This window comes from Enterococcus sp. DIV1315a, assembly GCF_051712325.1.
Lineage (GTDB): Bacteria > Bacillota > Bacilli > Lactobacillales > Enterococcaceae > Enterococcus > Enterococcus faecalis.
In genome coordinates this window covers 2,313,117-2,327,492 of sequence record NZ_JBIOOS010000001.1, presented here as the reverse complement: position 1 = coordinate 2,327,492, position 14,376 = coordinate 2,313,117, and the positions used below count along the sequence as shown (strand labels likewise).

The window sequence follows — 14,376 nt, the reverse complement described above, 5'->3', positions numbered from 1 at the left end:
AGCATATCATACTCTAGGAAACAGCGGTGGCTAAATTCTTAAAATATTAGACAATTTTGTCTAAATGAGGTGAAAAAAATTTTTTAGCGATTTCCTTCACAAAACACCTTATTATCTTTCCGAAAATATGATATCTTTAGAATGGAAATTTCATGAAAAGAGGATGCGAATGTTTAAAAAGTACACACAAATGATAAGGGATGAATTTAAAGGGTATAATCAAAAAAAATTGAAAAAAGATTTCTTGGCAGGTTTGACTGTCGCAGCCGTCGCGTTGCCGTTAGCGTTAGCGTTTGGGGTCTCTAGCGGCGCCACTGCAGCAGCTGGCATGATCACGGCGATTATCGCTGGAATTGTGATTGGGAGCCTTTCGGGTGGGTTTTATCAAATTTCAGGACCAACAGGTGCGATGGCAGCTATTTTAATGTCAATTGCGGCAGTGCATGGCATGCAAGGGATTTTGTTGGCCACCTTTTTGGCGGGAATTTTCTTGCTTTTGGCAGGGATTTTGCGTTTAGGGAGCTTGACTTCTTTTATTCCGTCACCGGTCATTACTGGGTTTACTTCAGGAATTGCTATTATTATTGCGTTGGGGCAGCTTGATAATTTCTTTGGGGTTCGTTCAGAAGGACACAATTTAATTGAGAAAATCAGCAGTTATCGTTCATTGGGCTTTGATTTAAGTATACCAACGACGGTTATGTCGATTTTAGTGGTGCTTGGATTAGTATTCTTTCCGAAAAAGTGGAATGCGATGATACCAGCTTCATTGGTGATGATTATTTTAGCTACGTTAGCAACAGTGGTTTTTCAACTGCCAGTGGCCACTGTAGGGAAAATTCCGACAAGTATTTTTAGTGATACACGTTTGGAACTTGGTTCGCTTCAATTAAGTGCGTTTCAGGATATTTTGGTGCCTTCGATTAGCATTGCTATGTTAGGTATGATTGAAAGTTTGCTTTGTGGCGCTTCGGCTGGTCGCATGACAGGGAAACCATTAGACAGTAATCAGGAACTAGTGGCACAAGGAATTGGCAACTTAATTTTGCCATTTTTCGGTGGCGTACCTGCAACGGCAGCGATTGCCCGCACGAGCGTAGTGATTAAATCTGGTGCGCAAACACGTTTAGCGGGTATTTTTCATGCAGTCTTTTTATTGTTATCGATGTTGCTTTTATCGCCAGTCATGTCTAAAATTCCCATGCCTGCGTTAGCTGGTGTTTTAGTGGTGACAGCGTGGCGAATGAATGAATGGTCGGTGATTAAAGAATTCTTCCAGAAACGTTTCCACACGGCCTTATGTTTATTCTTTTTAACGATGGTAGCGACCGTTATTTTTGACTTGAGTTTAGCGATTGTTTTAGGGGTCTTAGCGGGTTGCCTGTTTTTCATTGCGAAAAGTGCCGTGATTACGATTAATGTCGAGGAAGTTGATTGGTCAAGAATGGGGCTAGTACCGACCGATTGTACGGAAAATTGGGTGGTGGTTTATTTGAGTGGCCCGTTATTTTTCATGTCTTCTGAACGATTGAAACAAACGTTACTGCAATTGGAAACAAAAAGTGGTATAGTATTTTCAATGCGAGGAGTTCCTAGCATTGATAGTACGGCGCTAGATATTTTAGAAGAATTTTGTCTTGCAGCAGAAGGTCGTGGACAACAAGTTCAATTTGCCGCTCTGCAACCAGAAGTTGAAAAAATGATTCGAACCATTCAAGGAAATCAAGAGAAAGAATACCATTTCTCAGTCGCAGAATTTTTACAAACGGTGCATGTTGCAGAACAATAATTCATTTTCAAATAAAATGTTCTATTTTCTATCGCGAGCTTAATGGGTGAAGAAATAAGAAAACTAAGTGGGGACTAAAACGAGTTTCTAGAGGAGTTCCTAAAAAATAATAAAGAGAAAACTTCTAAGTATGAAGTTTTCTCTTTATTATTTTTTTTGGTTATTTATTGAATTACTTCTAACATAACGTCTTTTTGATCATCCGTAACATTGCCTGCGTAGTTAGGAGTGATTAAAGATATCGAACCATTTTTATTGTTGAATAAGTATAAAGTGCCCGATCTATTTTGTTCATCGTTTGAAGAAATATTAGTTCCTAAAATTAACTCTGTATTTACTTTAACGGTGCGAATACTGTTATCGGCCGCTGAAAATATTCTAATCTCTTTTGTAGGAATTGTATTTATAGATAGCTCATATTTATTAATGGCTTCTTTCACTTGACCATTTTCAGCCCCAAACAATTTAGTTCGGAAGGTAGCAGTTGGTGTTGAATTTAAGTTCTCTAACGTAATTGAAGTTGGCACATTCATTCCTTTAAAATTAAATACGAGTGGATTGTTTAAACTACTAAGATCGACAGCATAAGGTGTTGCTTCTAAAGAATTTGCTTCTTCGACATTTGTGGATACTTCATTTTTAGACTTTGCCGAAGCTTGAGTGGTACTGGCACTTTCTGAAGTTTCTTTTAGTTTATTATTAGAGCTTGTTTCTGTGCTAGAACTGTAATGATTAGCACTGCTTTTCATTGATGTTGTATGATCGGTAGAATTTTCTTGTTTTTTAGGTTCATTCGCTTTTTGAGAACTACAACCTGTTAAAAAAATAACTAAAATAACACAAAATAATTTTTTCATACTATTCCTCCTATAGACGCTATAACTAATTTTATCTTACTTGTTAATATAACAAAAGGAATAATTATTTTATTTTCATGAATGCTCAAATTGTTTAAATCTGTAGTTTTTATACTTATTTTTGTTGCATTTGCAACAAAAATAAGTTAAAGTAATGACAATCATAAAATATTAGCGAAAGGAAGTGTCCTAGTGACAGATATTTTAAGAGAAATTGGCATGATTGCGCGGGCCTTAGATTCAATCAGTAATATTGAATTTAAGGAATTATCTTTAACACGAGGACAATATCTTTATTTGGTCAGGGTCTGTGAAAATCCTGGAATTATCCAAGAAAAGATCGCCGAACTGATTAAAGTTGATCGAACCACAGCGGCGCGGGCGATTAAGCGTTTGGAAGAACAAGGCTTTATTTATCGTCAAGAAGATGCAAGCAACAAAAAAATTAAGCGGATTTATGCCACAGAAAAAGGGGAAACCGTTTATCCAATCATTGTGCGCGAAAATCAACACTCGAATCAAGTTGCTTTGCAAGGCTTGTCAGAAGTGGAAATTTCACAATTGGCAGATTACTTAGTCCGGATGCGTAAAAATGTCAGCGAAGATTGGGAATTTGTCAAAAAAGGGAACACTCGAAATTATTAAGGAAAGGACGACTGATTGATGGGAGAAATAAAAAAATTAACAATAGAAGATGCACCAGCGTTACAAGAAATCAGCATTGAAACTTATACAGATACTTTCGGACCATATAATACCCCAGAAAATATGCAAGCCTATTTAGTAGAAGCCTACAATTTAGAAAAATTACAAAAGGAATTGGCTAATCCCCACTCTGACTTTTATTTTATCTTTGTCGATAATCAATTAGCTGGCTACATGAAATTAAATCGTGAGAAGGCACAAACGGAACCGATGGGGCCAGAAAAGCTCGAGGTTGAGCGATTGTATATTTTGCCTGCGTTTAAAGGAAAGAAGCTGGGAACACAATTGTTAGAACTGGCGGAAGAAAAAGCTCGTGAATTTGGTAAAAACGCACTGTGGCTAGGTGTCTGGGAACACAATGATGCGGCGCGGTCATTTTATAAAACGATTGGCTACCGCTATTACAGTCAACATTCATTTTTTATGGGAGACGATGAACAGACGGATTTTATTTTGTTAAAGGAATTATAGCAAGAAAATTTAGAAACAAAGATTTCTGATTTTATCAGAAATCTTTGTTTATTTTTTTGATTAAAATTAAGCAATTTTTTATTTTCAAAATGTTATTTTTAAAAACGTAAAAATTGAAAAAGAAGATTTTGAATCTGTGAAAAGTTGTCGATCTTGTGAGAAAACTCTTTTGTCAGTGTCTTTTTTCAGGATGGGTCTCTTCCTGAAAATCCACTTCAGTTTATCTGTTTTGTGTGTTTTTGATTAAAAAACGTTGTGTTGGATTTCATTTAACTGTATAATTTATTTATGTCATTTTTAATAATAAGCGTATTTTAGCATTTGAAAAGAGAAGTTGTACATAATATGTGAATAAAAAGATTTGTTTCTTACTTTCTAGAGTGAGAGGACGATATAAAAAAGGTTGCTATTTTTTCGTTCAAAGTGAACAAAGAATCGTTTGTTATTTAGTTGGGGTAACTAATGATTGTTGTTATAAAAAGCGCTTACAATTCGTGTGATGAGAGTAGTACGCATGTTTGTGCAAAAGTGACAAAAAAGAGAAGGCAGGGTGTTTTAATAGAAAAAAATTTTTAATAAAAAGGAGAGTTTGTCGTGGAGAAAAATGTGTCTCAAGTAACAGCTCAAGAAGAAACAGCGCTGAAAGCACGTGGCTACAATGAGGATTTGTTGCCAAGTAGCCCGAAACAACGGACGATGGGCGCGCGCAATTTTTTTACATTATGGATGGGTTCGATTCATAATATCCCGAATTATGCAGCAGTGGGCGGCTTTATTTTCTTAGGTTTATCGCCGCTGCAAGTTATGCTGGCAGTTGTGTTAAGCTCATTCATTGTAGCAACTTTCATGAATTTGAATGGCGTGGCTGGCTCTAAATATGGGATTCCTTTTGCGATGCACTTACAGTCTACTTACGGCAGTCTCGGAGCAAAACTGCCAGGGTTCTTAAGAGGTTGTGTGGCCGCGATTGCTTGGTTTGGTCTGCAAACATTTACAGGATCGCTGGCTTTATTAATTATTCTCGGGAAATTTTGGCCGAACTTTTTACAAATTGGTGGATCATTCCAGTTTTTTGGTCTTAGGCTACCTGAATTAATGGCGTTTACTCTTTTTTGGCTCTTAAATGTGGCAATAGGTTTCGGTGGTAGCAAAATTTTGAACCGTTTTACCGCCATTTTAAGTCCGTTGATTTATGTCGTTATTATTGGATTAACGATTTGGGCCATTCGAGCTGGGGGCGGTTTAACACCAATTTTGTCCTATCAAGTTTCTGGTGCGATTCGTTCAGTCAATCCACTGGTGGCGTATCTGATTATTTTTAACTCGGTTGTGGCCGTTTGGTCAGCGCCTGGTGCGAGTGTGGCGGATTTTACTAAGAATGCGCGCTCGACACGTGCTCAGGTTGTGGGGCAAACAGCAGGTTTAGTTGTTGGTTATGGGATTTTCGCTTTTTCCAGTGTGGTTATTCTGTTAGGTGGTTCGCTGTATTTTGGGATTCAAGAATGGAATATTTTAAACATTATTGATCGTTTAGATAATGTGGCAGTGGTGGTCTTAGCCATGTCGGTTTTCTTATTAACGACTATTTCAACGAATGCAACGGGGAACATCATTCCGGCAGGTTACCAATTGGCGGCGCTATTTCCTAAAAAAATGACATATAAAAAAGGCGTCATGATTGCCAGTGTTATTAGCTTTCTTATTATGCCTTGGAAACTGATGGAAAACGCCGATAGTATTTTTATTTTTCTGAACGCAATTGGGGCTGTTTTAGGACCAGTCGCTGGTGTGATGATTGCGAATTATTATTTTGTTCAAAAGCAACAAATTGATTTAAATGCTTTATACGTAGATAAACACAAAAAAGAGGAAGCCAATCCTTTTTACGGATTAAACAAGCCGGCATATGTTGCTACTATTCTAGCGTTGGTTCTTTCCTTAAGTGGTCAATTTATTCCGCAGGTTAAAATCATTGCTGATATTTCGTGGTTTGTGGGCTTTGCCACAGGTTTTGTGCTGTACTTAGTGTTAAAAAAATGGACTTGGGATTCAAAAAAAGTGAAAGAAACAGCTTATCAGGAGGGAAAATAAATGCAAGCAGAGTTAGTGATTAAAAACGGGTTAGTTATTTTAGAAACTGGAGAAGTCATTACGGATGTCGCCGTTCAAGGAGGAAAAATCGTAGCGATTGGGCAAGACTTGTCAGGAGAACGTGTGATTGATGCGACGGGTTTAGTCGTTAGTCCTGGGATGGTGGATGCTCATGTTCATATTACCGATCCTGGTGGTGGTTACCGCGATGAATGGGAAGGGTATGTCACAGGAACGGCCGCTTGTGCCAAAGGGGGCGTGACGACCTTTATGGAAATGCCTTTAAATCAGATTCCAGCAACTGTGGATAAGACCTCTCTTGAGATCAAATACAAGGCAGGAGAAAATAAACTAAAAGTAGATGTAGGGTCATTTGGCGGCGTGGTCCCGACCAACTTGGCTGGCGGGATTCAGGAACTTGATGAAGGAGGCGTTTCCGGCTATAAATGCTTTTTAGGAACGTGCGGCGATCGTTCAATTGAAGGAGATTTTCAAAATGTCGACGATTATTCGCTATATGAAGGAATGAAACAAGTCGCCAAAACTGGCAAAGTGCTAGCAATCCATGCAGAAAATGCGCCAATTACGGATAAATTAGGCGCGTTAGCTTATCAAAATGGCGAAACGACTTTAGCAGCATATGTAGCTACACGTCCTGTGTTTACCGAAGTTGAAGCGATTCAAAAAGCCATTTTATTTGCCAAAGAAACAGGTTGTCGGATTCATATTTGTCATGTGGCTTGTCAAGAAGGCGTGGAAGAAGTTTTAAAAGCCCAAGCAGAAGGGGTAGATGTGACTTGTGAAACATGTACGCATTATTTATATTTTACCACGGATGAACTTGATGCCATTGGTCCAGTTGTCAAATGTTCACCGCCGATTCGTGACGCGGACCAACAAGCCGCATTATGGAACCACGTGCAAACAGGCGGCATCGCGTTTGTAACCTCTGACCATTCTCCTTGTACGCCAGACTTAAAAGATACAACCAATGCTTTTGAAGCTTGGGGCGGCATTTCTGGTGTTCAAAATAACGTCGATGTGTTATTCGATGAAGCCGTCCAAAAACGTGGTTTATCCTTGAAACAATTCGCGGATATGATTGCAGCAAACCCAGCTGACCGTTATCACTTAGCACAAAAGGGCCGCATCAGCATTGGTAAGGATGCCGATTTTGTACTAATTAAACCTAATGCGCCGTATATCTTAAAAGCAGAAGATTTAGAATATCGAAATAAAATTAGTCCTTACATTGGTCGTGAAATTGGGGCCCAAGTGATTCAAACAATTTTAAGAGGCGAAACAATTTACGCACAAGAAACTGGAGTAACCGAGGTGTTTAACGGCGTATTTATCAAAAATTAAACACTTATTTTAGAAATGTAAAGGGACAGAAGCGTGATTGAATTAGCGCCTCTGTCCACGAGTTAGAGGATGTTCGTTGGTTGTTTCGCACAAAAAAAGTCTTAATTTTGTTTGATAAGTACAATGAAGATAACTAAGGAAACGTTTACAATCAGAGTGTAATCAGTCAGGGGGTTTTGTGATGGACTTGGAAAAAGTTTTAAAACAAAGAATCGAAGAGTTGTCAGCAATTGGGAGTGATCCTGCTGGAGGGATGACACGCTTACTTTATACAGATTCGTGGTTGGCAGCACAAAAGTATGTGCAAAGCCAAACTGAGGCGTTTGGACTGGAAACGCAATTTGACGAAGTCGGGAATCTGTTTTGTCGAGTGGCAGGAACGGAATTTCCTCAGGAAACGATTTTAACTGGGTCACATATCGACACAGTAGTTAATGGTGGGACATTAGATGGTCAATATGGTGTCATTGCTTCCATGACGGCTGTTCAATATTTATTAGACAAATATGGGAAACCACGGCGTTCTTTAGAAGTGCTTTCCATGGCTGAAGAAGAAGGGAGTCGTTTTCCAACGGTTTTCTGGGGAAGCAAAAATGTCGTTGGTGAAGCCAAACGTGAAGAAGTAGTCGATATCTCTGACAACGAAGGTAAAAAGTTTGTTGATGAGATGCATCGCCAAGGCTTTGATTTTCGGCAGGAGCAAACTAGACGTGAGGACATTGAAGCATTTGTCGAAATTCATATTGAACAAGGCAATATTTTAGAGAACGAAAAGCTCCAAGTCGGTGTTGTTCATAGTATTGTAGGGCAACGTCGCTACACGGTTAACTTAAAAGGGCAAGCCAATCATGCAGGCACTACGCCAATGAGTTACCGTCATGATGCGGTATATGGCTTTGCTAAAATTTGTGCAGAAGCCATTGATCGTGCGAACGAAATTGGGGATCCGTTAGTTTTAACATTCGGCAAAGTTATTCCGAAACCCAATACAGTCAACGTGGTGCCTGGAGAAGTGGAATTTACAATTGACTGCCGTCATACCGACGCTGCTTTTTTACGACATTTTACCGGTGAATTAGAAGAACGGATGAAAACAATTGCTCAAGAATTAGGCTTGACGATTGCGATTGACCGCTGGATGGATGAAGCCCCTGTACCGATGAATCAAGCAATTGTAGAAGTTATTGAACAAAAAGCCAAAGAAGGCAAGTATCAGTATCGTATGATGCATAGTGGTGCTGGGCATGATTCGCAAATTATTGCGCCCCATTACCCGACAGCGATGATATTTGTGCCAAGTATTGGTGGGATTAGTCATAATCCAGCAGAAGCAACGGCATTTCCAGATTTGGATGAAGGCGTCAAGCTTTTAGCAGATACCTTATATGAATTAGCGTATAAATAAGATAGAAAAGGAAGAATTGTGATGGGTTATAAAAATAATCGAGTTGGTTACCAAAAAGAATTGTTAACATCAAGAGCTGTGATAAAAAAAGACAATTACGCCATTATTCCCCATGATGGTTTGGTGCAAAATGCAGTACCTGGTTTTGAAAATGTCGATATTTCCATTTTGGGATCGCCTAAATTAGGTGCGACATTTGTGGATTACATTGCTACGTTTCATAAAAATGGTCAACAAACAACTGGTTTTGGTGGCGACGGGATCCAAACGTTGGTTTATGTCATTGACGGTCGTTTGCGCGTTTCAGATGGTCAAGAAACTCATGAACTTGAAGCCGGGGGCTACGCCTACTTTACGCCTGAAATGAAAATGTATTTAGCGAACGCACAGGAAGCGGACACAGAAGTTTTCTTATATAAAAAACGCTATCAGCCGTTGGCAGGCCATCAACCTTATAAAGTGGTTGGGTCAATTCATGACCAACAACCAGAAGAATATGAAGGAATGACAGACGTGTTACTTTGGAGTTTATTACCGAAAGAGTTTGACTTTGATATGAATATGCATATCTTATCTTTTGAACCAGGCGCTAGTCATGCCTACATTGAAACGCATGTCCAAGAGCATGGCGCGTATTTAATTAGTGGCCAAGGGATGTACAATTTGGACAACGAATGGTATCCAGTGGAAAAAGGGGACTATATTTTCATGAGTGCCTATGTGCCACAAGCAGCCTATGCGGTTGGTCGTGAAGAACCGCTAATGTACGTTTATTCCAAAGATGCCAATCGTGAACCAGAATTATAAAGAAAAGCCGAATGTAAAGTAATGACCTCGGAACAATAGGATTTGAACACGCAGTGGTGAACGGTAGAGTCCTTTTTCTTGGTAGACGTTACTTTTATTCGGCTATTTTCCTGTTAATTATTTTTCTGAAAGTTCCAGCGCTACCCGTAAGAGTAAACTCGTCTCAGGCTCTTGAATAGAGGTACCTAATAATTTTTCACATTGATTCATGCGATATTTAATGGTGTTTCTGTGAAGGTAAAGAGCGTTGGCCGTTTTAGTAATTTCGCAATTGAAATCTAAAAAAACTTTCAAGGTTTTTCGTAATTCTTGTAACGTCGGTTCCGTCGGATAGGCCAACTCTTTCAATTGTTGCTGGCAAAAGTATTCAACATCTTCAGTGCCAATCTTTTCAAAAAGTCCAGCTAGGCCTTTGGGATGGAACAATTGCACAGTTGCTGGTTTTTGAGCGTGTAAAGAAGCCTCTAATGTCGAGGAAGCTTCAATATAAGAATTAGGCAAATCTTCTAGGTTTTCATAAGCATTGCCTAAAGCAAAGCGAATGGTAATAGGCAAAGCCTGTTGCAAACGTTCAGCGAGGTTTTGCAAAATCATCAAATGGTCATTTTTCTTAGATTGAAAAATCAAGATACTTTTATTTTGATTTTTTAATTTAAACAAGGCGACATCTGGCAGGATTTCTGGCAATTGTTCTTTGAGCCATTGGAAAATTAGTTGCCCTTCCGCTTGCTGATAACGAATATGGGTTTCATTTTCTGGTTTAGTCACGCCGTAGACAATCGCTAATTGATAATAATCACTGTTGATTAAACGATAATTTTTCCAAAGTTCCAACCAATTTTGATGTTTACTCAGCGCTTCTTGATGTGTATCAAGCAAGCGGTCCAAAAAGTCTGTTTTGAGATGCTCAAAAGATTCAGCAATTTTCTGGTTTTTAAATAACATAAAAGTCAAAACTAAAATGGCCTGATCAATGGCAAATTCAGAAATAGGATAAGGAATCTGTTCAGGAGATAAGACCAATAGATAATAGGGAAAATAATCGTTCACACGAATTGGAAAGCCAGCTACTTGAATGTTTTCTTGTCGCTCATCCTGTAAACGAAAGATTTTCTTTTCTTGTGCCAATTGTTGAAAGTGGTCTTTTGATAATTGTTTGATAAAAAACTCCGCTGATTTTTGATTGCCATAAAAATAATTCGAGTGGGCAATCACCTGTTGCCAAGGACTTAATAAAATAATTGGCGCATTTAAAATTTTCGCAAATTCAGCGATGAAGCGCGTAGCATCAACATCTTGCATTAATAATGTTGAAAAACGCTTTTGTATGTCAAATGCTACAGACATCTGTTCGGTTTTGCTATCACGAAGATAGCCTACAATTTCATGCAACAACCCGCCTAGTGGCTGTGTGCTAGGAATTTTAATCAGGGGCAAATCAACGGCACTGGCATAGGCAACAATTTCTGGTGAAATTTCGTCAAGGAACCGCCCAACTTTGATTCCTAAAGCCGTACACTCTGCTTGTTTTAGCGAGTCAATAAAAGGTTTCAATTTTTCTTGATCATCTTTATAAATCATTGCCGTTGTTAAAATCATGACATTTTTAGGGATAAAATCAGCCACATCAGGTGTTTCCGTGATTTCTACACTTTCCAAGGGCTGTGTTAAGTTTGAGTGAGACGATAATAATTGTAAGTCAGAAAATCTTGGTAAAGCCAAGACCTCAGCTAATATTTTCATCACAACAACCTCCTTTTTTTATAGTATAGCGAAGAATAAAAAGGAGTACAAAAGATAGTTATTGAATATGTCTAAAAAACAAAGTCAAAATAGTGCAAATTGAACAATGAATTTCTGGGTTTTTCCAAAGATAATAAAAGAGAAGAATTAAAAATGAAGTGAGGGATTACTATGTATCAACAACCAGATTTTGTACGGCGAACAATCATGACGCCGGGACCAGTCGAAGCCCATCCATCGGTACTTCGTCAAATGGGTCAACCAATTTTAGGGCAATTTGATCCAGAATTTCTACAGATTATGGACGAAGTTCGGGAAATGATTAAAGTACCTTTTGCCACAAAGAATCAACAAGCCTTTGCCATTGATGGCACGTCACGTTCAGGCTTAGAAGCGGGGTTATTTGCATTGATTGAGCCAGGTGACAAAGTGCTTGTGCCTGCGTATGGCCGGTTTGCTTATTTATTAGGTGAAATTTGCGAACGCGCCCGGGCCGAAGTCATTTATTTAGAAAAGGACTGGCTCGCACCGTTTGAACAAACAACGGTGATTGAAGCGATTAAAGAACATCAACCAAAAATTGTTGCGATGGTCCACGGCGAAACGGCGAATGCACAAATGCAACCGCTGGATCAAATTGGCGCCTTTTGTCGGGAAAATGAAATTTTCTTCGTAGTAGATATGGTGGCGACTTACGGCGGTGTCGAAACAAAGGTCGATGATTGGAAGATTGATATTGCGGTAGCAGGCACTCAAAAATGTGTCAGTGTACCTTCAGGCCTTTCTTTGATTACTTACAACCAACGTGTGGCCGACTATCTGGCGGGCCGTTACCAAAAAGAGTTAGGGCTTGGCGCGGATGCGCGGAATGAACGGTTCATTCAAAGTAACTACTTGGATTTATCGCAATTAGAAAAATATTGGGGACCAGAGCGCTTAAATCACCATACAGAAGCGACTACAATGATTTATGGGCTACATGAAGGGCTGCGCTTGTTACTTCAAGAAGGCATGGAAAATGTCTACGCACGCCATCGGAAAAACGATCGTATTTTAGTTGAAAGTCTGCAAAAAATGGGCTTAGAAATTTTCGGGAAGTTAGACACAAAAACACCAACAGTCATTCCTGTGGTCATTCCAGAAGGAATTGATGGTGAAAAAGTGCGGAGCTTATTACTGGATCATTTTAAAGTTGAAATTGCCTCTTCCTTCGGTGATTTAAAAGGAAAAATTTGGCGGGTCGGTAATATGGGTTACAGCAGTCGCGAAGACAATGTGTTGCATTTCTTAAGTGCCTTTGAGACTGTATTGAAACACCAAGGTTATCAATTTGAAGGCGGTAGCGGTAGTACTCATGCATTGGCTGAGTATTTAAACTAAAAAAGAAGGTAGGACAAAGGTCACTACGTAAAAAAAGCGTAGTGCTTTTGTTCCTTGTGAAACGTTAACCAAAAAAATGATTGGTGGAGGAAAAGAAAATGACAGACAAGACAAAAAGTTCGTTGGCTTATTGGAAAAAAATCGTTATTTTACTATGTATGGGCTGGGTAACAATCTGGATTTATCGTTCCGCGCTTTCTCCCGTTTATCCACAAATTCGCGCGTCTCTAAATGGTAACGCTTCCGATACGGCACTAGGGTCCATTTCTAGCTTTTATTTTCTCGGTTACGTAGTCATGCAGATCCCTGCAGGCTTCTTGGTAGACAAGATTGGGAAAAAACGTGTATTAATTCCAGGATTTATCTTGTTTGCGCTGGCAGCATTACTGATTGCCCAAGCCCAAACGATTGGAACAATTTACTTAGGTAGCTTATTGGCAGGCTTAGGATGTGGTTCTTTCTATGGCTCGGCTTACTCGTTGACGTCGCAAAACATTCCTCAAGCCAAAAAAAGTTTTGCAACAGCTATTGTCAACAGTGGTTCAGCCGTTGGTTCAGGTTTAGGAATGATTTTATCTAGTTATTTAGTTGCCCAAAAAGGATTGCCTTGGCAAGTGATGATGTACATTTCCGCCTTTATGATTATTTGTATGTTAGTGGCTTTTCAAGTGATTATTCGCAATCATAAAGAAGACATGGCCTTGATTCAGCCAACCGTTGTTGATGAAAAAGATAACGGAGCGGTAAAAGAAAAAGTGCCCTTTAAAAAACTGTTTGCGCCACATATGCTATTTGCGTATATTTTATATTTTGGCACTTGTTATGCATATTATATGATTGTGACTTGGTTACCTAATTTTTTAAGTACCGAACGTGGTTTCCAAGGAGCGGCAATTGGATTGTCCTCTTCGCTGGTCGCATTTGCCTCTATTCCAGGAGCGTTATTTTTTAGTCGGTTGGCGGATAAGTACATGCATAAAAAAGTTCAATTCATCGTTGTTTTAGAATTTTTAGCAACAGCTATGCTCTTGTTAACTGTACAAGTAAGTAATGCGACGTTGTTATTAATTGCTTTAATTATGTATGGGTTCTTAGGAAAATTAGCTGTAGAACCAATTATTATTTCTTGGCTAGGTGAAAATGCACCAAAAATTGGAATTGGCACTACTTTGGGCGTGTTTAACTTTTTCGGCATGATGTCATCTGTGATTGCCCCAGCTTTAACTGGGAAAATTTCTGACACAACGGGTTCGAAAGTCATGGGCTTTTATATCGCCGTCGTGATTTTACTAATTGGCACGATTCTTTTTATGCTTGTCAATTTAAAAAAACGCAGGGCAGATTCCTCTAATAAATAAAAAAACAACGCAAACTTATCTTTCGCTGAATAAGTTTGCGTTGTTTTACTTTTTGACAATCATATTAATCGCTTGTGCTAATCGCTCTTCTTGTTCTTTAGGATCTTTTTCAGGATTTTCAAAGCAATGCTTTAAATTTTCCGCAACAATCATCCCCATTACGCGATCAATACTAGAACGGACCGCACTCAACTGAGTGATAACATCGATACATTCTTTTTCTTCATCAATCATTTTTTGAATCCCGCGAATTTGACCTTCTGTGCGGCGTAAACGATTCAGCACTTTCTTTTTTTCTTCAGTCATTTTGCCCCTCCTTAAGAGTAGTGATTGGTTTAAAATATACCTACACGAGGTATTTTTGTCAACTATCTTTTCTTTGAATCTAAAAATGGTAGAAATCTC

The 14,376-nt window shown here is 38.9% G+C and carries 12 protein-coding genes; 9 read left to right on the top strand and 3 right to left on the bottom strand.

Annotated features, from left to right (window positions below):
- Positions 1-127: 127 nt before the first annotated feature.
- The gene (locus tag IGJ03_RS11065; protein ID WP_375804859.1) at positions 128-1,789 is read left to right on the top strand and encodes a SulP family inorganic anion transporter; all 1,662 of its coding nucleotides are present in this window, start codon (positions 128-130) and stop codon (positions 1,787-1,789) included.
- Between the two features lie 164 nt (positions 1,790-1,953).
- Here the strand turns inward: IGJ03_RS11065 and IGJ03_RS11060 are convergent, their stop codons facing one another.
- The gene (locus IGJ03_RS11060) at positions 1,954-2,646 is read right to left on the bottom strand and encodes a hypothetical protein (protein ID WP_016633816.1); all 693 of its coding nucleotides are present in this window, start codon (positions 2,644-2,646) and stop codon (positions 1,954-1,956) included.
- A 192-nt stretch (positions 2,647-2,838) separates the two neighbouring features.
- Between IGJ03_RS11060 and sylA the strand changes: the two genes are divergently transcribed.
- The 6 genes from sylA (at position 2,839) to allE (ending at position 9,490) form a co-directional block, all read left to right on the top strand.
- Entirely contained in the window at positions 2,839-3,291 is a 453-nt protein-coding gene (sylA, locus tag IGJ03_RS11055; protein ID WP_375804860.1) for a transcriptional regulator SylA, read from the top strand.
- Positions 3,292-3,309: 18 nt separating this feature from the next.
- Positions 3,310-3,822: a GNAT family N-acetyltransferase gene (locus tag IGJ03_RS11050; RefSeq protein ID WP_010823228.1), complete on the top strand. Its 513-nt coding sequence runs from the start codon at positions 3,310-3,312 to the stop codon at positions 3,820-3,822.
- 594 nt (positions 3,823-4,416) lie between these two features.
- Positions 4,417-5,913 (top strand): allantoin permease, encoded by a 1,497-nt coding sequence (gene allW / locus IGJ03_RS11045; protein ID WP_033594876.1) that lies wholly within the window; start codon positions 4,417-4,419, stop codon positions 5,911-5,913.
- Positions 5,914-7,278, top strand: a complete 1,365-nt coding sequence (gene allB, locus IGJ03_RS11040) for an allantoinase AllB (protein WP_002372928.1) — start codon at positions 5,914-5,916, stop codon at positions 7,276-7,278.
- Positions 7,279-7,459: 181 nt separating this feature from the next.
- The gene (gene allC, locus IGJ03_RS11035; RefSeq protein WP_375804861.1) at positions 7,460-8,683 is read left to right on the top strand and encodes an allantoate deiminase; all 1,224 of its coding nucleotides are present in this window, start codon (positions 7,460-7,462) and stop codon (positions 8,681-8,683) included.
- A 21-nt stretch (positions 8,684-8,704) separates the two neighbouring features.
- Positions 8,705-9,490, top strand: coding sequence for a (S)-ureidoglycine aminohydrolase (gene allE / locus IGJ03_RS11030; RefSeq protein ID WP_002384779.1), 786 nt, complete (start codon positions 8,705-8,707; stop codon positions 9,488-9,490).
- Between the two features lie 117 nt (positions 9,491-9,607).
- On the opposite strand, the gene IGJ03_RS11025 is transcribed toward allE, so the two are convergent.
- Entirely contained in the window at positions 9,608-11,233 is a 1,626-nt protein-coding gene (locus IGJ03_RS11025; protein WP_002361079.1) for a PucR family transcriptional regulator, read from the bottom strand.
- Between the two features lie 171 nt (positions 11,234-11,404).
- Here IGJ03_RS11025 and IGJ03_RS11020 point away from each other — a divergent pair, with 171 nt between their 5' ends.
- Positions 11,405-12,613, top strand: a complete 1,209-nt coding sequence (locus IGJ03_RS11020) for a pyridoxal-phosphate-dependent aminotransferase family protein (protein ID WP_113848582.1) — start codon at positions 11,405-11,407, stop codon at positions 12,611-12,613.
- A gap of 98 nt (positions 12,614-12,711) precedes the next feature.
- The gene (locus IGJ03_RS11015; RefSeq protein ID WP_002378762.1) at positions 12,712-13,971 is read left to right on the top strand and encodes an MFS transporter; all 1,260 of its coding nucleotides are present in this window, start codon (positions 12,712-12,714) and stop codon (positions 13,969-13,971) included.
- A 45-nt stretch (positions 13,972-14,016) separates the two neighbouring features.
- On the opposite strand, the gene IGJ03_RS11010 is transcribed toward IGJ03_RS11015, so the two are convergent.
- The gene (locus IGJ03_RS11010) at positions 14,017-14,277 is read right to left on the bottom strand and encodes a metal-sensitive transcriptional regulator (protein ID WP_002355063.1); all 261 of its coding nucleotides are present in this window, start codon (positions 14,275-14,277) and stop codon (positions 14,017-14,019) included.
- Between the last annotated feature and the right edge of the window lie 99 nt (positions 14,278-14,376).

Coding starts and splice junctions, on each gene's coding strand:
- IGJ03_RS11065 (WP_375804859.1), top strand. CDS start 128: ATGATATCTTTAGAATGGAAATTTCATGAAAAGAGGATGCGAATGTTT.
- IGJ03_RS11060 (WP_016633816.1), bottom strand. CDS start 2,646: ATGAAAAAATTATTTTGTGTTATTTTAGTTATTTTTTTAACAGGTTGT.
- IGJ03_RS11050 (WP_010823228.1), top strand. CDS start 3,310: ATGGGAGAAATAAAAAAATTAACAATAGAAGATGCACCAGCGTTACAA.
- allB (WP_002372928.1), top strand. CDS start 5,914: ATGCAAGCAGAGTTAGTGATTAAAAACGGGTTAGTTATTTTAGAAACT.
- allC (WP_375804861.1), top strand. CDS start 7,460: ATGGACTTGGAAAAAGTTTTAAAACAAAGAATCGAAGAGTTGTCAGCA.
- allE (WP_002384779.1), top strand. CDS start 8,705: ATGGGTTATAAAAATAATCGAGTTGGTTACCAAAAAGAATTGTTAACA.
- IGJ03_RS11025 (WP_002361079.1), bottom strand. CDS start 11,233: ATGAAAATATTAGCTGAGGTCTTGGCTTTACCAAGATTTTCTGACTTA.
- IGJ03_RS11020 (WP_113848582.1), top strand. CDS start 11,405: ATGTATCAACAACCAGATTTTGTACGGCGAACAATCATGACGCCGGGA.
- IGJ03_RS11015 (WP_002378762.1), top strand. CDS start 12,712: ATGACAGACAAGACAAAAAGTTCGTTGGCTTATTGGAAAAAAATCGTT.
- IGJ03_RS11010 (WP_002355063.1), bottom strand. CDS start 14,277: ATGACTGAAGAAAAAAAGAAAGTGCTGAATCGTTTACGCCGCACAGAA.